This is a genomic window from Yoonia sp. SWMV100 (assembly GCF_056108365.1).
On the sequence record NZ_JBWBAQ010000002.1, the window covers coordinates 875,920 to 895,590 of the forward strand.

At 56.9% G+C, this 19,671-nt stretch carries 14 protein-coding genes and 1 pseudogene; 8 read left to right on the forward strand and 7 right to left on the reverse strand.

Features of this window, described 5'->3' with window-relative positions:
- Window positions 1–6 precede the first annotated feature (6 nt).
- Genes ACXJGX_RS04465 through ACXJGX_RS04480 form a run of 4 tightly spaced genes read right to left on the reverse strand, consistent with a single transcriptional unit; the run spans window position 7 to window position 4,856 of the window.
- Entirely contained in the window at window positions 7–1,014 is a 1,008-nt protein-coding gene (locus ACXJGX_RS04465; protein ID WP_474779023.1) for an ABC transporter permease, read from the reverse strand.
- A 1-nt stretch (window position 1,015) separates the two neighbouring features.
- The gene (locus tag ACXJGX_RS04470) at window positions 1,016–2,536 is read right to left on the reverse strand and encodes a sugar ABC transporter ATP-binding protein (protein ID WP_474779025.1); all 1,521 of its coding nucleotides are present in this window, start codon (window positions 2,534–2,536) and stop codon (window positions 1,016–1,018) included.
- Window positions 2,537–2,569: 33 nt separating this feature from the next.
- Window positions 2,570–3,316, reverse strand: coding sequence for an SDR family oxidoreductase (locus ACXJGX_RS04475; protein WP_474779027.1), 747 nt, complete (start codon window positions 3,314–3,316; stop codon window positions 2,570–2,572).
- A 25-nt stretch (window positions 3,317–3,341) separates the two neighbouring features.
- Window positions 3,342–4,856 (reverse strand): UxaA family hydrolase, encoded by a 1,515-nt coding sequence (locus ACXJGX_RS04480; RefSeq protein WP_474779029.1) that lies wholly within the window; start codon window positions 4,854–4,856, stop codon window positions 3,342–3,344.
- Between the two features lie 98 nt (window positions 4,857–4,954).
- Between ACXJGX_RS04480 and ACXJGX_RS04485 the strand changes: the two genes are divergently transcribed.
- The 7 genes from ACXJGX_RS04485 (at window position 4,955) to purU (ending at window position 13,692) form a co-directional block, all read left to right on the forward strand.
- A complete protein-coding gene (locus tag ACXJGX_RS04485; protein WP_474779031.1) occupies window positions 4,955–5,662 on the forward strand; it encodes a GntR family transcriptional regulator in 708 nt (235 codons plus the stop codon).
- An 18-nt stretch (window positions 5,663–5,680) separates the two neighbouring features.
- Entirely contained in the window at window positions 5,681–6,724 is a 1,044-nt protein-coding gene (locus tag ACXJGX_RS04490; RefSeq protein ID WP_474779033.1) for an aldo/keto reductase, read from the forward strand.
- Window positions 6,714–7,130: an RbsD/FucU family protein gene (locus tag ACXJGX_RS04495; protein WP_474779035.1), complete on the forward strand. Its 417-nt coding sequence runs from the start codon at window positions 6,714–6,716 to the stop codon at window positions 7,128–7,130. The genes ACXJGX_RS04490 and ACXJGX_RS04495 overlap by 11 nt, the downstream gene beginning before the upstream one ends.
- Window positions 7,127–7,939, forward strand: a complete 813-nt coding sequence (locus ACXJGX_RS04500; RefSeq protein ID WP_474779037.1) for an amidohydrolase family protein — start codon at window positions 7,127–7,129, stop codon at window positions 7,937–7,939. The genes ACXJGX_RS04495 and ACXJGX_RS04500 overlap by 4 nt, the downstream gene beginning before the upstream one ends.
- Before the next feature lie 54 nt (window positions 7,940–7,993).
- Window positions 7,994–9,229 carry a metallophosphoesterase family protein gene (locus tag ACXJGX_RS04505; RefSeq protein ID WP_474779039.1) on the forward strand — a complete coding sequence of 412 codons (1,236 nt, stop codon included), beginning with the start codon at window positions 7,994–7,996 and terminating at the stop codon, window positions 9,227–9,229.
- Window positions 9,229–12,651, forward strand: a complete 3,423-nt coding sequence (locus ACXJGX_RS04510) for an AAA family ATPase (protein WP_474779041.1) — start codon at window positions 9,229–9,231, stop codon at window positions 12,649–12,651. The genes ACXJGX_RS04505 and ACXJGX_RS04510 overlap by 1 nt, the downstream gene beginning before the upstream one ends.
- 156 nt (window positions 12,652–12,807) lie before the next feature.
- Window positions 12,808–13,692: a formyltetrahydrofolate deformylase gene (gene purU, locus ACXJGX_RS04515; RefSeq protein ID WP_474779043.1), complete on the forward strand. Its 885-nt coding sequence runs from the start codon at window positions 12,808–12,810 to the stop codon at window positions 13,690–13,692.
- Window positions 13,693–14,148: 456 nt separating this feature from the next.
- Here the strand turns inward: purU and ACXJGX_RS04520 are convergent, their stop codons facing one another.
- The 3 genes and pseudogenes from ACXJGX_RS04520 to ACXJGX_RS04530 all read right to left on the reverse strand — a co-directional run bounded on the left by ACXJGX_RS04520 (window position 14,149) and on the right by ACXJGX_RS04530 (window position 17,629).
- Entirely contained in the window at window positions 14,149–15,135 is a 987-nt protein-coding gene (locus ACXJGX_RS04520; protein WP_474779206.1) for a hypothetical protein, read from the reverse strand.
- Between the two features lie 60 nt (window positions 15,136–15,195).
- Window positions 15,196–15,639, reverse strand: a pseudogene (locus tag ACXJGX_RS04525) (dynamin family protein); the annotation flags it as partial.
- Entirely contained in the window at window positions 15,632–17,629 is a 1,998-nt protein-coding gene (locus ACXJGX_RS04530) for a dynamin family protein (RefSeq protein WP_474779045.1), read from the reverse strand. The gene ACXJGX_RS04530 and the pseudogene ACXJGX_RS04525, both read right to left, overlap by 8 nt.
- 719 nt (window positions 17,630–18,348) lie before the next feature.
- Here ACXJGX_RS04530 and ACXJGX_RS04535 point away from each other — a divergent pair.
- Window positions 18,349–19,671: a Hint domain-containing protein gene (locus ACXJGX_RS04535; RefSeq protein WP_474779047.1), complete on the forward strand. Its 1,323-nt coding sequence runs from the start codon at window positions 18,349–18,351 to the stop codon at window positions 19,669–19,671.

Genomic DNA, 19,671 nt, shown 5'->3' on the forward strand with positions numbered 1-19,671 from the left:
CAACATTCAGACCGATTTTCGGCGGCGCATCATATCGGCATAGACTGCCAAAATGATGATCGCGCCAGTGACGACGGTCTGCCATTCTTGGGCGACGGACATGACCCGCAGGCCGTTGGTCAGCACCGCCATGATCAGCGCGCCGATCAATGTGCCGATGATGGTGCCGCGTCCGCCTGACAGGGACGTCCCACCGATCACAACGGCGGCGATCGCCTCTAGTTCATAGCCCAAGCCCAGCGCGGGCTGCGCCGAATTCAAACGTGATGCGATGAGCAATCCACCAATGCCAACAATGGCCCCCGACAGCGCGTATATCGCGATTTTCCAGCGGTCGGTATTGACGCCGGACAGGCGTACCGCCTCTTCGTTGGAACCCAGCGCAAAACAGTAGCGCCCCAGCACAGTCCGGCCCAAGATATATGACGCGGCACCCGCCACCAGAAACAGGATCAAAACGCCGTTCGGGATCGGCAGGAACGGCAGTACCTCGCCAATGATCGATCCTCGCGAAATTTGGTCAAACCCCGGTGTGTCGTTGAAATAAATCGGACGGGTCCCGGAAATGACCAGGCTCAACCCCTTCAGGATCAGCATCATGCCCAACGTGGCAATAAACGGCGGGATTTTCAGTTTGGCCACGAAGCTTCCGGAACAGAATCCACACATCGCCCCTGTGGCAATCGCGGCGATCACCCCCAACGGCAAAGGCAGCCCCGCATTGGTCAGCACGACACCCGCCATGACGGCGCAAAATGTCATCATCGTCCCAACCGACAGGTCGATGCCGCCCGTGATAATCACCAAGGTCGCAGCAATCGCCAGCACACCGTTCACGCTGGTCGCCTGCAAAATTGCGATCATGTTCGACGTCTGCATAAAGTTCGGAGAGGCCAGTGAGAACACAATCAACAGCACGATCAATGACGCAAATGCCAACAAACGTTGGTGCATCAGCGCCCCAATGATTTTCCCCGCCAATGTTGCGGGTGCTACAGGTGTTGCATCTGTCATCTTACTCTCCCACGGGGGCCACGGCCGCGTCGCGCCGGGTTGCCAGTTCCATAATCTGTTCTTGTGTGGTGCCCGCGCCGCCCGGCAGAATCCCGGTCAAACGCCCTTCGCACATCACCGCGATCCGGTGGCTTAGGCGCATGACCTCGGGCAGTTCCGAACTGATCACGATAATCGCGCGACCTTGGGCTGCGAGATCTTCCAACAGGCGGTAGATTTCAGACTTTGCGCCCACATCAATGCCGCGGGTCGGTTCGTCAAAAATCAAAATATCGCAATCGCGCAGCAGCCATTTGGCGATCACCACTTTTTGCTGATTGCCACCTGACAGCAGGCGCACATCTTGCATGTCGGACGGGGTGCGGATGCCCAGCTGTTTGATGTAACCTTGCGCGGTGTCGCGCATCGCGGCTTCGTTCAGGACACCGGTTTTGCTGGTAAAACGCGACAGCGACGCCATGGCGATATTCGCCCGCACCGTCATATCGGTCGCCAGACCAAAATGTTTACGATCCTCGGACAGATACCCAATTCCCGCGCTGACCGCGTCATAGGGGCTGCGAATGTTGCAGGGCTGCCCATGGATCAGGATGTCGCCCGCGTCACGCGGGTCGGCCCCAAAGATGATGCGCGCAACCTCGGTCCGGCCCGCACCCATCAGCCCGGCAAATCCCAAAATTTCACCTTTTTTCAATCTAAAGCTGACATCGTGAACATCACGCCCCCGCTTTAGCCCGCGCACCTCAAGCGCGACTTCAGCCGTTGACGTGTCCGGAATCGCGGGCGGGGCGTCATTCACCTCGCGGCCAACCATCAATTCGATGATCCGGCCCAGCGGTGTTTGCACAGCGTCCAGCGTCGCAATCCACGCGCCATCGCGCATCACCGTCACCCGGTCCGCGATACGCTTGATTTCATCCATCTTGTGGCTGATATAAATGATCCCGACGCCATCCGCCTTCAGGCGATTGATCACCGCGAACAGCTCTGCGATTTCGACATCGTTCAGCGCGGCGGTCGGCTCGTCCATGATCAGAACACGCGGCCGATAGGACAGCGCCTTGGCAATTTCGATCAACTGCTGGCGGGCGATGGTTTGGCCGCCAACAGGCGCACGCGGGTCCATCTGTAATTTCATCGACGCAAAAATTTCGGCGGTCTGTTTGTTCAGCGCGACCTCGTCCAAGCGGCCAAAACGGCGGCGGGGTTCGCGACCGATAAACACGTTTTGCGCGGCGGTCAGATCGTTCATCAGGCTCAGTTCCTGATGGATAATGCCGATCCCCATATCCTGCGCGGCGCGTGGGCTGTCGGGGGCGGTATCAAAGCCATCGATCTGCACCGTGCCACCGTCCCGCGTATAAACCCCAGACAGGATTTTCATCAGCGTCGATTTGCCCGCGCCATTTTCCCCCATCAGGGCGTGCACTTCGCCAGCATACAGATCAAACTGCACATCTTTCAGGGCATGAACGCCCGGAAAGCGTTTTTCGATGCCCGCCATATCAACAAGTTTTGTCATCGCCTTCGGCCCTCCCAAACCTTGGTGCAGCGGTTAGATCGTGACGCCGCCATCAACCAACACGGCCTGCCCGGTCACATAACTGCTGCCGTCGGACAGCAGATGAATGATGGTGGGGGTCATGTCGTCGACCGTGGCCAAGCGGCCCATTGGCTGGCGCGCGACAAAGTCCTTTTCGGCCTGCGCCGGATCGGGTGCCGATGCGATGCGCCCCCGCAAAGACGGCGTATCCACCGTGCCGGGACACAGCGCATTGCAGCGCAATCCCGTACCGACGAAATCCGCAGCAATGGATTTTGTCAGGCCGAGCACCGCGGCTTTGGTGATGCCGTAGGCCGCGCGGTAAGGGAAACCTTTGATCGAAGACGCCATCGAGGACATATTCAGGATCGATGCGGTGCCCGTCGTTTCTGCCCGCCGGATCATGCCCGGAATAAATGCACGGCTCATCCGGATCATCGACGTGATATTTACGCCGACAGACTGTTCCCACGCATCGTCGGACAAATCCAGTACAGTGCCGTGGTGCACGATCCCCGCGCAGTTAAACAGGCCATCCAGATCCGGCAGTTCGGCAGCCAGCGCCAGGATCGCCGCACCATCGGTTACATCCAAAACGCGGGTTTGAATGCCTGCGACCCCATCCAGTGACGCCAGCGCATCGCTGTTCACATCGGTCGCGTACACCGTGGCACCTTCGGCTGCGCAAGCAACCGCAGAGGCGCGCCCCATGCCCTGCCCTGCTGCGGTAATCAGGATCGTTTTGTCTTTTAATCGCATATCAGGCTCCCCCCTGCATATTCGCTTACATCACGGCGCCGATTTGCCACGGGACGAACTCTACACCGCCAAATCCCAGCTCTTCGCTTTTGGTTTTCTCGCCCGAGGCCACGCGGATAAACAATTCAAACAGATCGCGGCCCTTGTCTTCGATCGATACGCCTTCGGTGACGATGTCCCCGCAGTTCATGTCCATATCGTCGGACATACGGGCGCACATTTCGCTGTTGGTGGCGATCTTGATGCCCGGCGTCGGCATGTAGCCCGATACCGACCCGCGCCCGGTGGTAAACGCAATCAGGTTGGCGCCCGACGCGACCTGTCCGGTGACCGAACACGGGTCAAAGCCGGGGCTGTCCATAAAGACAAAACCTTTCGTGGTGATTTTTTCTGCAAACTTGTAAACATCCGCCAATGGCGCACTGCCGCTTTTCGCGACCGCACCCAACGACTTTTCAAGGATTGTGGTCAACCCACCCCGTTTGTTGCCGGGGCTTGGGTTGTTATCCATCTCGCCGCCGTTGCGTGCGGTATAGTCTTCCCACCAGCGCACACGGTCAATCAGCTTTTCGCCGACTTCGGCCGAAACGGCGCGGCGGGTCAGCAGATGCTCTGCCCCGTAAATTTCCGATGTTTCCGACAAAATCGTCGTGCCGCCATGCCGCACCAACAAATCAGACGCAGCACCCAACGCCGGGTTCGCTGTGATCCCCGAATACCCGTCCGATCCACCACATTGCATCCCGACCATGATTTCGGAAATCGGGGCGGGCTGGCGTGTCACCTGATTGGCAAGTGCCGCAACACCGGCCAATTGTTCGAGCCCCTTTTCGATGGTTTTGCGTGTGCCGCCCTCTTGCTGGATCGTCATATAGCGCAGCGCGCCATCGACACGGATCGGGCGGCCATCAACCAACGCCGACAGCTGCATGACTTCGCAGCCCAGACCAATCAGCAAAATGCCCCCGAAATTGGGGTGCTGCGCATACCCCGACAGGGTGCGGAACAGCGTGTCATAGCCTTCGTCTTTGCCCGACATCCCGCAGCCTGTGCCATGCGTGATCGGCACGATGCCGTCAATGTTCGGGTAGTCATCCAGAAAACCGGATTTCGTCGCGGCTTCGGCGATAAATTTCGCGACCGACCCGGAACAGTTCACCGACGTCAGAATCCCGATATAGTTGCGCGTGCCAACACGGCCGTCAGCGCGGTGATACCCATTGAACGTGCGCGCATCTTCGGCAGGGGCCAGCGCGCGCGCTTCGCTTGCATAAGCGTAATCTTGGGTGTGTTCGCCCATGCCAAGGTTATGCACATGAATATGATCGCCCGCTGCGATGTCTTGTTTGGCTTGCCCAATGGTCTGACCGTAGCGAATGACCTTTTCGCCCGCTGCAATCGCACGGCGGGCAATCTTGTGACCGCGACTGATCGATTGCACCAATGGCACTGTGACGCCCGCCACAACCGCGCCCGCGGCAAGATCAGCAAGGGCAATAACAATGTTGTCGTCGTCGTGCAGGCAGATCACATTAGGCATACTGGCATCCTGGGCTGGCATCATGGGTTGTCGCGCAACAATTAGCTTTACATGTGTCACCTGTCAACTAACATGTCAGTACGAACCGGAGAAACGATTTGGCGAAGATAACAAACATCACGGGCACAGCTTTTCCCGACATCGACGACTTGGATGGCCCGCTGTCGCAACGGGTCTATACGGCCCTGCGCGAAGCGATTCTTGATCTGACGTTGCCGCCGGGCACTGTCTTGCGCAAAGGCGCGATTTGCGAACAATTCGGCGTCTCACGATCACCCGTCGCCGAAGCCCTGACCCGACTGTCCGGCGACGGACTTGTCGACGTGATCCCACAATCGGCGACGCGCGTGACCCGGTTTTCCCTGGATGAGATCCGCGAGGAATGTTTCCTGCGCGACGCCGTCGAAGTTGCCGCCGTGAAACGGGTCGCGACCATCCGCACCGACGACCAGCTTGTGCAACTGACCCGCAACATCCGCATGCAGTCCCTTTTGGTCGAAGATCAGGATTTTCGCGGTTTCTTTGAGGCAGACGAAGCGTTCCACACCATGATCCTCGACTTTACGGGTTTCAAATCTGTCGCTGCAATTGGCAGCCAGCTCTCTTTACAACTTCGACGTGTGCGCCTACTGATCCTGCCAGAAGCGGGACGCCCAGCGCATGCCGTAAAAGAACATGCCGCCGTGCTTGATGCGATCCGCGACCGTGACCCTGAAGCAGCCGGGGCGGCCATGCGGTTTCATTTGGCCCAACTGATTGATCGCATCGCACCGCTCGAACAAGACCACCCCGATTTTTTTCGCTAACTCCGCCGCAGGTTACACATGCACGTAAATACCACGACCCCGCTCAACTGCCGCACCCCAAAGCCCGTCATGCTGAGTGCGCTTGGTTTTGGCGGCGCGCCCTTGGGGAACCTTTATACGGCGATGACCGATGAAGACGCCGCGGAAACCTTAACAACAGCGCTGGACAATGGTGTGCGCTTTTTCGACACCGCGCCATTTTACGGACTCGGGCTGTCTGAAACACGGATGGGAAACGTGCTGAGCGCACGCAAAGACGTCACGATTTCAACCAAGGTCGGGCGCGTTCTGACAGACTGCCCCCCCGATCAGGCCACCCCGGAAATGTTCGTGAATGTGCCATCGCGGCGTGTGCATTTCGACTATAGCTATGATGGCATCATGCGCAGCTATGCCGCCAGCCTGAACCGGATGCATCCCGCACATCCCGATATTTTGCTCTTGCACGACATTGACCCCGGCACCCATGGCCAAGCGGTGTCAGATGCCCACATGCGCGACCTGTTTGATCACGGTGGTTACCGCGCCCTGACTGAACTGCGTGACAACGGCGATATCAGCGCCATCGGCGCAGGCGTCAACGACTGGAAGATATGCGAAAAACTGCTTTCCGAGGCGGATTTTGACGGGTTCCTGCTGGCCGGGCGCTACACCTTGCTGGAACAGGACGCGTTGGACACGTTTTTGCCGCTGTGCGTGAAACGCGATGTGGGCATTATTTTGGGCGGGCCGTATAATTCGGGCATTCTGGCAACCGGCGCCGTCGCGGGTGCGCGTTATGACTATGCCCCGGCCAGCTCGGCAGTTTTGGACCGGGTACGCCAGATCGAAACAGTTTGCGCCGCACACGCTGTCCCTTTGATCGCGGCAGCGCTGCAGTTCGTTATGGGCCACCCGGCGGTCCGCAGCGTGATCCCGGGCGCGCGCAGCCCCGCAGAGGTCCGCAGCAACGTCAGCGTCTTTGAAACACCTATCCCGGCCGGCCTATGGTCGGATTTGAAATCTGCCGGATTGATCCGCGCAGACGCCCCATTACCAAAAGGACCCGCACGTGCTGTATAATATCCCTGCCATCCTTTCACCCGACCTTTTGTGGACGCTACGCGCCATGGGCCACGGCGATGAGATCGTGATCGCAGACGCAAATTTTCCGGCCCAAGGGCTGGGCCCCAAATGTCTGCGCCTAGATGGGATCAGCGCCACAGACACCTTGGAAGCGATCCTTGAACTGCTGCCTCTCGATACATTCGTGCCGACGCCTGCGCACACGATGCAAGTCGTGGACGACCCAACCGCCGTGCCTGACATCGTCGGCCATTTCCAATCGCTGATGCCTGACCACACCATTGGATCGCTGGAACGGTTTGATTTCTACGCGCGCTCTGCCAAAGCCTTTGCCGTGATCCAAACCGGCGAAACCCGGCTTTATGGGAATATCATTCTGACCAAAGGTGTCATCGGCACATGAAGATCGACGCCCACCAACATTTTTGGGAAATTGCGCGCGGCGACTATGGCTGGCTGACGCCCGACCTGCCGTTGCTCTACCGTGACTTTCGGCCGGGTGATCTGGAACCCCATTTGGACACCTGCGAAATTGACGGCACCATTCTGGTGCAGGCGGCACCCACGGTGGCTGAAACCCGGTACATGCTGGGCCTCGCGGATAAACACGCGTTCATTCTTGGCGTTGTCGGCTGGGTCGATTTTGACGCCGCCGATGCCGCCGATCAAATTGCGCAACTGGCTCAAAACCGCAAACTGGTCGGGCTGCGACCGATGATCCAGGACATCGCTGACGACCGCTGGATGCTGTCGCAACACCTTGAACCGGCATTCAACGCAATGATCGCCCACGACCTGACCTTTGATGCATTGGTTAAGCCGCAACATTTACCGAGCCTGTACCGCCTGATTGCGCGTTACCCCGATCTGCGCGTGGTGATTGACCATGGCGCAAAACCGGACATCGCCAACGACAATTTTGACGCTTGGGCGTTCCAGATGAGCCAGATTGCCACCAATACCAAAGCCTTTTGCAAACTGTCGGGTCTCGTAACCGAAGCCAAGATCAATTGGGCGCCCTGCCAAATTGCCCCCTATATCGGACATCTGCTGAATATTTTTGGTCCAAATCGATTGATCTGGGGCAGCGATTGGCCGGTTGTGACAGTCGCCTGCGACTACCGGCGTTGGCACGATACGGCACAGAACCTTGCCGGGGCTGATGCTGCAATATTCGGCGGCACCGCGCAAAAGGCGTATCGCCTCGGCTGATCGGATTGCGCTTTGGTGCAAAACCGCGCAGGTTGCTGCGACAGGAGACCGCCATTGATCCGCATTCTGCACACCGCCGACCTTCATCTGGATTCGCCGCTGAAATCGTTGGCGCTGCGCGACGAAGACATGCGCGACAGGGTGCAAACCGCGACCCGTACGGCGTTGGTCCGCATTGTCGATGCCGCGCTGTCCGAAAATGTCAGCGCTCTTCTGATCGCGGGTGACCTGTTTGACGGGGCCGCGCGCAGCGCCAAAACCGCGGCCTTCCTGATCCAGCAGTTGGATCGGCTCGGGGATGCTGCAATTCCGGTGTTTTATATCAAAGGCAATCATGATGCCGAAAACCCGATCACAGGCGAAATTGATCTGCCCGCCCATGTGCACGTCTTTGACGGTCGCGGCGGCAAGGTCCAGATCGCGGACACCAACGTCTGGATCCACGGCGTCAGCTTTAGCGGGCGGCACGCGCCTGACAGTCTGCTGGGTAAATTTGGCGCGCCTGTGCCAGACGCCGTGAACATCGGCATGCTGCACACGTCGCTTACAGGTGCTGCGGGGCATGACACCTATGCGCCCTGCTCCGTTGCCGATCTTGCAAAAACGGGCTTTGACTATTGGGCGCTGGGCCACATTCACACACGCCGCATTTACAGCACAGCGCCCTACATCGTGATGCCGGGCATCCCCCAAGGCCGCGATATCAACGAGGCAGGTGCGCAGTCCGCCACCATGCTGACCATCGACGCAGGCGCGATCACCATTGCCGAAGTTCCGACATCCGCAGTCACCTTTGCGCGGCACAGCATTGACGTGACGGGCATCGAAACCGACACTGATCTGCGCAACCACCTGCGGCAAGCCGTCCACGATCTGGCGCAAGGTGTCACCGACGATGCGGGGATCGTGCGGCTGGCGCTTACCGGGCAGGCCGCCCGCCACTGGCATATCCTGCGCGATCAGGCACTTTGGGATGAAACGATCCATACCTTGGCGCGCGACACCGGCCGGATCTGGATCGACAAGATCAGCTATGATCTGCAGGCCCCCGCAAGTGACGCAGCCCATACGGCCACCGACGAACTGGCGCGTATCATGGCCGCCATCCAGTCAGAAACCGGCTTTACCACCACCATGCAGGACGAGGTTGACGCGATCCTGTCAGACCTGCCCGGCAATATACGCGCCACGCTGCTGCCCGATCCCGCAGCGCTGAACACGCTGAGCCAGCAGATCACCCATCAAGGCGCGACGCAGATGCTTGCCCGCATGAAAGGGGCGTCTGATTAATGCGACTGCGCCAACTCAACCTTGATCTGTTTGGTCATTTCGCAGGCAAGTCCTATGACTTTGGCGTTGTCACCCCCGGTGCACCCGATTTTCACATCATATACGGCCCGAACGAAGCAGGTAAAACCACCACCATGGAAGCCTACCTGCGGCTGCTTTACGGGTTCAGCCAGCGCGAACCCTATGATTTCCAGCACCAACGCAAAAACCTATCGGTGTCGGGCATCCTTGAAACCAGCACCGGTGATTTGACCATCACCCGCTTGCCCACCCGCGCCGGATCACTTGTCGATGCCAGCGGCACACCCCTGCCCGAAACCGCGATTGGGGCACATTTGGCGGGGCTCGCTTTGGACGACTATCGCAATCTGTTGTGCCTTGACGACGACACGATCGAAAAAGGCGGCGACGAAATCGCCAGCAGCAAAGGCGATATCGGCCGGCTGTTGTTTTCCGCCGCCGCCGGGGTCAGCGACCTAAGCGCGGTACTGGACGAAGCCGACGCGCAGGCCAAAGAGCTATACAAAAAATCGGCCACCAAAACAGAAATGGCGCAATTGAAACGCGCATGGACCGAGGTTGACGGCCAGATAAAAGCCCAGGACATTCCCGCGCCCGCCTACCGCAAACTGCGCAAGGCCTTGGATAATGCCGCCATAGTCGAGGCCGAAGCAAGCACCGCCCGCGCAGCGCTGTCCCAACAACTGGCCCAGATTAACGTCCGGCAAACCTGCCTGCCCCTGCTGCAAAAGCTGGACCAGATCGACGCCGATCTAGCCCCAATCGCGCATTACCCGTCAACGCTCGATACTTCTGCCGAAGACCTTGTGCAGATGCTGGCAAGCCAAAGCCAAGCACAGGCCGATCACATACGACTGACCGCAGAAATAGCCGCCCTTCAGACCGCTCGCGACGCACTTCCCGACAAGCCCGCGTACCCGGATCTTGGCAATCGACTGGCGGATTTGGACGGTGTGCGCAGCCGCTTTTCCACCGGACAGGCGGATTTACAGCGACGGCTGGATACGGTCAGCCAATTAGAGATGCAAATGCAGCAGACCGCCGCGCAATTCGGGATGCAAGATACCCCCGCCGCGCTGGTTCTATCGCAGATCAATCTGGCCGCCCTTGAGCAGGCCCGCGCGGACAAACGCGCGGCAGACCAGAAAGTCGCCGACGCCCGCACCGAAATCACAAATCTGGAAGAACGGATTGCCGCCGCGCAAGCCAATCGCAAGCAGGCGAAGCCCACGGACGACACTGTTATCGGCGACATCCTTGCAACCTTCACGGTTGACCAACTTGCCCCGGCCCATGCCGCAGCACAACAGGCCATCGCCGCAGCCCAGCGCCAGTTGGATGATGCTTTGGCCGAATTGACGATCAAGGGGCAGACATTCGACACCGCCCCAACCTGCACCGTCACCGCATCAGAGGCACAAGAGCTTGCCGCGCATTATGACGACCTCGCGCGTAAAATTGCCCAAGCCCGTGATACACGCGATCAGCTGTTCAGCGATGTCGCCGCACAAGAGGCACAGATCAACCAGCGTCTCTCGGGGTCCGGTCTGATCGACGACGCAGCAGCCGCCACGGTCATGGCAGAACGCGATGCGTTGTGGCAGGCGCACCGCAGCGCGCTGTCTGTGCAATCGGCCGATCGTTTTGCCACTGCCATGGCGCAGGTCGATGCCACCATGCGTGCGCGTCTAGCGCAAGCGCATGACGTGGGCGAAATGCAGCAACTGGCGCAGACGGTTGCGGCCACGCGCGCCCGCGCCGAACACGCCCAAACGCTGTTGGACCGGCTGGAGAGCGACCAACAGACAGTCGCCGCGCAGGTGGACGCGGCACGCACATCGCTGCTGTCACATTCGCTGCATCCCGCCGCCTTTGCGCAGTGGGTGCAACATCTTGCCACAGCCCAGCGCGCCAGCCGAAACCTTGATCAGGTGCGGCAATCGTACCGTGCTGTGCTTGAGAAATCGGATCGCTTGATCGCTGCGTTGGCGGCGCATATCGCGCTGGATCGTCCCGATTTCGAAACCTTGGTTGCCCACGCCCGCCAACGTGACGCCGCCGCGCGCGACTTGCGCGAAGCGCTCGCATCCGAACAAGGTGCCTTGGATACGCTGCATGCTGACCATGCAAAGCGCACCGAGGCCCATCAAGCGCTGACCGCCCAAGCAACCACGGCGCACGAAACGTGGTCCGCATTGGTCGCTGAAAATTTCGCGGGTGCAGTCAGCGCGGCACAGCTTGACCTGACACTGGAACCCTTGCGTGACATGCGCGACCTTGACCAAGATCACGCCAAAGCCGTGCACAGGGTCGCAACCATACAAGACGATATCGCGCAATTCACGAACGCCATCACAGCACTGGCCAATCACGTCGGCTGCACGCCTGCATCCGACCCGTTGACCACATTCGCGCAACTGCGCGATCTTGCACAACAGGCCGATGACGACACGCGCAAACACACGGAATTATCGCAACAGTTAACCGCCGCGACCACCGCCCACACACAGGCCGCACAAACGCTTGCCGATATTGATCGCAAGGTGAAAACGCTTGGCCAGTCATTTGATGCGCACATTCCCTCGAACACCCTGTCTGATCTGCGGGCCGCTGTCCAACATAGCCAGACTGCACAGGCGCTGCGACGCACCAAACAGGATTTGGAAACACAAATCTGCGGGCATCTGGACACTGCCGACATCACCGATGCGCGCGACCAGTTGGCGCAAACCAGCGCCGCCGATCTTGAAGCGCAGGCCATGCAGATAAATGCTGAACTTGAAACGGCGCAGGCGGGCTGGCAACAAGCCATCGCAGAACGCGCGGCGGCGCAATCAGCCCTGCGTGCGGTGACTGGCGATGCCGACATCGCGCGCCTTAGCGAACGCAAAGCAACGATCGAATTGCAAATGCAGGAGACGGCGCTGCGCTATCTGTCCTTGCGCGCCGGACACCGGTTGGCAGAAGACGCGATCCGCCGTTACCGCGACACCCACCGCAGCGGCATGATGCTGGCCACACAAACCGCCTTTGCCGAATTGACTGACGGCGCCTACACCCACCTGCAAACCCAACCCGACGGTGCCAACGAAGTGCTGATCGCGATCAGCGCGTCCGGTCAGGCAAAGCGTGCGCAAGACATGTCCAAAGGAACGCGGTTCCAGCTTTACCTTGCGTTGCGGGCCGCGGCCTATGAACAACTTGCCACCCAAGGCACCTGCCTGCCGTTCTTTTGCGACGACATCTTTGAAACCTTTGATGAAACGCGGACACAAGCCGCCTGCAAGATGCTCGCACGGATCGGGCAGCGCGGGCAAGCTATCTATCTGACACACCATCGGCATGTGGTGGATATTGCGCGGGCCACCTGTGGCGACGCGGTGCGGGTGCACGACATCTGACCACGATCGTGGCGGCTGTGTCGGATCGGAAATCCCGAAGTGTCTATTCCGGTGTCTCAGACGTCGCTTTGATATAGTCAGCGCCCCCCGATCCGCCTTATCACACACAACAGACCTGACCACATGCGGTCCAACCGAGCTGGAGCTGTTTTCGCCATGACCAATTTCGCCCTTCGTGTGCAATGCAAATCGACCCGTGGGATCGTCGCCGCGACCTCGACGTTTTTGGCCGAACAAGGATGCAATATCACCGACAGTTCGCAATTCGACGACAGCGACACCGGCAACTTTTTCATGCGCAACAGCTTCAGGTCCGAAACCGGTGTAACCTTGGCCGAACTCGAGGCCCGCTTTGCGCCGATCGCCGCCCAATTCAACATGACGTCCGAATTTTTCGATGAAACCGCCAAACCCAAAGTGATCATCATGGTGTCGCGCTTTGGACATTGCCTGAATGACCTGCTTTACCGCTGGCAAATTGGCGCGCTGCCCATCGATATTGTCGGGGTTATCTCGAACCATATGGACTATCAAAAAGTCGTCGTGAACCATGATATCCCGTTCCACTGCATCAAAGTCACCAAAGAAAACAAACCCGACGCCGAGGCCCGGATCATGCAGGTTGTCGACGACACCGGCGCAGAGCTGATCGTGCTGGCGCGGTATATGCAAATCCTGTCAGATGACATGTGCAATAAAATGTCGGGGCGGATCATCAACATCCACCACTCTTTCCTGCCGTCGTTCAAGGGCGCCAATCCCTATAAACAAGCATTCGAGCGCGGCGTGAAACTGATCGGGGCCACATCACACTATGTGACTGCCGACCTTGACGAAGGGCCGATCATCGAACAAGACACCACGCGCGTCACCCATGCCCAATCGCCCGACGACTACGTGTCACTGGGGCGCGACGTCGAAGCCCAAGTTCTTTCGCGCGCCATCCACGCCCACATCCATGGCCGCGTGTTTCTTAACGGCAACAAAACCGTCGTCTTCCCCGCCTCTCCCGGCTCTTACGCGTCTGAACGGATGGGGTAATCCAGAAACACCCTGTTCACAGGCGCTACCTTCAGACACCTTTCCGTGATTTTGAATCCGAAGTGATATTGGATCAAACCCAATCACAGCATCCCTAGCGGATTTGGCGTTGGCTGAATCGTGTCAAATGCGTCCAGAATCGCCGCGCGCATCTTGTCGGGAAAATCTGCATAACGAGCGGGATTTTAATCGTGCATCGACCCAGAGCTTCGTGAACAGCTCTTTTTGCTTTGCGCACTAGACGGACGTTTGACGCGGCATAAGGCGGGGCTGGTGGTCGCTGTACGCCCACCCAAGTCCGATTGGATTGCCTTGCAATCGGTAAAACGTGCGCAACCCAAAATCTCTGGCCTGATGTGCCCGGCCAAGTATGCGGTCGCGTATTATTCGGTACCGCGCAGAAAGACACGCGCGGCGTAAACTGCGGCGCAAATATGCGCCGCAGTTATTGTAGTATCAGAGCGAAAGCGTCTTTTCGACGTTCTTCACTTGTACGCGTGCCATACCCAAGTTGGCGCTTTTTTTGTCAAGCGCAACATAGAGGAAGACTGTTGGTGTCTTTTCCAAGGGGCGGATCAGGTGAAACTGCTTGCCCAGTGTGATCAGAATGTCGTCGATGCTGTCGTTAAGACCCAGCATTTCGATCGCGGCCAGTTTTGCCTTAACAACTTCTGTGTTCGCAGCGCCTGCAGCTTCTAGATCCAGCGAACCGCCACCTTCGGACGCCATCATAAGGCCTGTTTCGCTGTCAACAAGGCAAGCCCCGATAAAGCCACCGATGGATGAGAGTGCAGTGATATCTATAGACATATTTTCTTCCTTACTAGTTAATATCTCAGGGGAGGTTTCCCCTTTGTTTTCATGAGGTACCAAGATTGTCTTGGATCTCAATTCTGTTTTTGAAACGCGCGGCGTTTCGGTTTCATTTGCCGCGGCTACCTTGGGCCTATCGTTTACGGCAAGTGATTCTTTATCCTTGTTGACACGCGGCAATAACACTTCGGCGGCGACGCTTTGATCGGCGTCATGCTGCGGCTTATCACCGCTAAACGTGTTATTTGATTGACTAAATGCGGCACCAAGGCTGTCATTTGAAGTCATTTTTGTGTCTTCGGGAACCTTTGTCACGCCGCTTTGAACGCCGCGCATCTGCGGTTCAACGGCGTTAGGGATTTCGGCTGAAGGCATTCCACGGAAAGGCTTTGAAATGCCTTCCCGTTCAAGGCGTTCCGCGCGATGCGCCTCGGAAACGGCGGTGCGGGCTTCCAGTGCTGCGACCAGAGCCGCAGCGCCGCTCGCGTGCCAACTATCCGCGCTTTTGCTATGGGCGATTTTTGCCGACACCGGTAAAATGGACTGGAACGATTTTCCTGCGTCGCGCTCGCACCGCTTCAGAATACGCTTCACGTCGCTCTGCTTCGCAACAAGGTCAATGCGTGTCACAGCAAGTATGCTGTTATCTTGTAGCTGGTATGGGACGCTGTCCCAAGCCGCGCTTTCAGTTTGACGCCACGCCTGACTTGCTGCCGTGCACCAAACGACAAAATCGACATGGGGTGCAATCAGTCCGACGATATCATCAGCAAGATTGGGGTCTGAAATGCCCGGGGTATCAATAATATCTTTGTTGCGCAGGATGTCGGACGGCAGTGTACACCGAATGACCAACTTTTCGCTTAGATTGTCAAAGTCGCCTTCGAAATTCTCAATCGCAGATAGCGTTCCGTCGTATTCAAGCGCCTCGACCTTCCGGTGTTCGCCGTAGGTCAACCACACGGTCGGCAATCTGGTTGCCGTCACCCGCGCTGGCAAAAGCCGTGTGCCCAACAATAAATTCAGCAGCGACGATTTTCCAACGCTGTACTCGCCCATTAACGCAAAACATGGCTTTTGCGCGGACCAATCCGACATAATAGATTTGGCTGAATTGGTTACAGGATCAACCATGCTGTGAACCTACCAAGGATAGGTTCGCCTGATCGCGTGAAATACCTTGCAACGCAGTGCGCAAGGATTGCAAAGCGTCGAGCCGCTGGCGCACTTCGCTTTCTAAGCCATAGGATTTGCGTTTGTTTGCACCGTCTGCACTAGTTTCGGGCGCGCTGATATTGCGCATTGTGGCGCTATGCGTGTCTATGAATTCCTGCAACTTTGAACGCACAGTCGCGACATAGTCCTGAAGATAAGTTTCCTTAAGTTCGGCGATCGTCGCCAACATTTCTTCCGCGGCAAGCTTTTCGAATTTATCGACATAGCTGGCGGCTTTGCGTTGTTGTGACGTCAGTCGCCCCAACCAGCCAACACTAAGATCGATGGTCATTGTCTTCATCAAGAAAACTGGTGTCTTCGGGCGACCAAAGGCCGGACCCACGACGGGAAACAGGCCCTCGTTCCGGCCCAAAATGTCAGCATATAGCGCGACAATACTATCCACAGCTTCTTGCATAATCTTGCTGAGCTGTACGGTGAAACTATTCGCAAAACCGTTATAGCCGTCGATCAGTTCACGACGCAGGTCGTCGGTCTGGGGTGTCCAGGTCTTAATCCCCTTGCCCTTGGTGGTCGCGTTCTTCAGCTCGCGGGATTCTTTGACAATAAACGACTGGTATGCGCCTGACATCGCGTAGGACGACATTTCGATTGCACTATTTGCCAAGCGATCAAAGTCTGCGTTCAATTTCGTACGAATTTCCGACATGCGAACGAAAACCGCGCTGATATCAGTGCCAATGCCAGAGGGGGCCCGTTCACTGAGCACCTCTTCCAATACAATCGCGGACCCGTTCACCAAGTCCAGACATTCATCCCGAAAACTTTCAACCGCAGGCCAAGTCACGTCTTCGGACGATTTTTTATCGAGCGTTTCACGCAGCTGTTGAATCCCGGACATGTCGGGTCTGGCTGCCGCGTCTTCCAGACTAACAGATTCGTCGATGGACCCTGATTTCGCACTGCCGAAAACGATCGGTATCTGGTCTGATATGTTTCGGTCCCGCAGGGTGCGCCTGATATAATGGCCGATCTCAACGATCTGCTCGTCCGGATGCTCCAGTTCATCGATTCGGTTCACAAACAGGACTATCTGCTTATGGTGCAGGCCCATAATGATATTGATCAACCCGATGTCGACCGTGCTTAGGGCCTGATGCGCGCTTAGTACGATTACGCAAATGTCTGAATTTGCTAGGTTATCAAGCGTCACAGCCTCGCGCACAAGGAACGGGTCATTCACGCCGGGCGTATCTGACAGCACGACAGGCATCGGGAACGATGGATCCTCAAGGTACAAAATCGCGGATTTTGTCAGGTCTGCAAAACGGCCGCTGTCATTGGATGCGTCGTCACTATCGTCACCCATACAAACGTAACGGTTGATCAATGCGGAATCGAACTCTGAAAAACGGTGCTGATTTCCCAACAGAAGGCTGAAATTTGCGCCCAGACGTTTCTGGGCGTGCGATTTCAATGCGCGCACCTGATCGCGCATGTCTTCCGCTTCGCGGTCAAAGTTGGTGCGGCCCGCCATTTCGCCCAGCCTGCCGCCCATTTCTGTCATTCTGTCCCATTCGCCTTTGTCGAAAAACTGGAACACGACGCCTGTTTTTACGGGTGATGGCGCATTCACATGCAGGGACGTGATGACCGAAGTCCATGGGTTTACATCTGACGGCAAAAGCCCCGGACGCCCGATCAGCGCATTCGTCAAGGCAGTTTTACCTGCCTTCACTTGACCAACGATCGAGATACGCGTCCCAATCTGTGGGATGCTGCGCTGCAATTCCAGGGTCCGCGCAACAGCATCGGAAACAACAAGGTGTTCCATGTCGTTGGCGATGACCGAGAGTCGATCAACTGCATCCTTCACTGCACGCGATTTAACAAAAGCGGCATCACGCAAGGTTTTTGGCTGGTAAGGCTCACCTGAAAACACGGACATAGGACGATCCAACATACTGGGTACACACAAAATAATCTGGAAGTAATGACGATAATGTAAAATCCGCCTCACAACCATGGCAACATACACGTAATGGCGGGAATGTGAAGATTTTGATAGCTCTGCTTTAGGTGGTCTTGACAGCGCAATTATAGTGCGAATCCGAGAGTCGCCATGACCGTCCTTGCGTGCGCCTCTTGTGTCGCAACACGCTGGTCTCTTCAAGTCGCCGATGTGTGTCAACATTCACGAAGCTGCGTATCAGTGCACATGACCGGTTCGTGCAGCAATTCGGCATTCGTGTGATCTTAAATGCTGGCCGGGCAAAAGCGCACCTTACCCTGCATCTACCTCATAGCTCTTTGCCAGCGCGCCTTGCGCTGCCGCCTCCCAACATATTCAGGATTTCCATATGGGCGCAAAGCTGATCGTGATGGCCCGCTATATGCAAGCTATTGCTTGTCCTAACATCACGGTATCGCGGCACTTCGCCGTGCTTCAACTGCAAATTTTTTAGATCAACCCAGAATCCTTTAATCTTTAGAGGAATTTAGGCTCCATCTAATTTCACGTTCATAATTTTTTAACACTGTTCAGTTTGCGAGATCAAAGTTTCGCTAGACTCAGTCCACAACCCTAAGTTTAGTTAGCAGTAAGAACAGTACCAAGTTGCGCTGTGGTTTCACGCAGGCAAAAAGTCAAATATACGGACTTAAACTATGGCACTTATCGCAGTTGACCTTTCTAGTGGTGACCAAACAATCAACGCGACCGATACCGGCGGCGACACAACCAACACGGTGGATATAACTGCACTAGGCTCAGGTACGCTAACGATTGATGGTGTGAGCGTAGAGATCGGCAGTATTGCCGGTATTATTGCCGCTGCGGCACCAACTTTCGAGGTCGTTAACGGTGCGAACCTCGACTTTGATCAGGGACTGACAAGCCTCAACGCGTTGAGTAATCTTTCCTTCATCATTAACGACAGTTCGACCGTCACCTATGATAGCGGCACTATCGGCGTAGCGTCCGGGTTGCTGACATCTATGGATGTTACCTTTAACGGCGCAGAGGACGGAAATTTCACGTATGTACCGCCGGCGATTAGCTTGCTTTCAACGATCACAATCAACGTTCACGGCATGGAAAAATTTGACAACCTCGCAGTAGACGGGCGAAGCAACCTCACGTTTTCCTATAACGCCGCGACAGAGACAGGAACGGTTACCAGCGGCGGCGGACTCCTCGGGACCAGTGTCTCATATGTCATCACCGGGATGACTCAGGCACAGGCTGACTACATCACGGCTGACCTTGTCGACACCGGTACGGATGAATGGGTGATCGGTGACACGTTTATCATGCCGGTTTGCCTGACAACAGGGACGTTTATCAAAACACCGGGCGTCGGGCGCTTGATCGAAACCCTCTCAGCCGGAGACTATGTTCTGACACTTGATCACGGGCCTCAGAAAATCCGCTGGATTGGTCGCTCATTCATATGCGCCCCAAAATGCGCACAAAATCCAAAGTTGCGGCCAATTCGGTTCAAACGCGGATCATTAGGGTGTGGCAGGCCAACCCGCGATCTGCTGGTTTCACCGCAACATCGCATGCTTCTTTGCTCTAAGGTCGCAGAGCGAATGTTTGGCAGCTTCAATGTGCTGATCCCGGCGATAAAGCTGATCAGCTTGCCTGACGTCGAGGTGGCTTCTGCACCAGAGGGGGTCACATATATGCATCTGCTATTTGATGCACACGAAGTTGTATTTGCAGAAGATGCGCCCGTCGAAAGCTTGTTGTTGGGCCCGATGGCCCGCGAGGCGCTTCACCGCGATCAGCTTGAGGAAATCCGCGCAATCTTCCCCGAGCTGTATAGCGCTGCCACCCCACTCGTTTCAGCGCGCTGCATTGCTGATGGCCGCAGGGGCCGACGGCTCATCGCGCGGCACATAAAAAACGGCGTCACCACACTTACGATAGAATCCGATAAATGGCCCGTCACACGGGCACCGAAAACCCGACTAAATAAATTATGA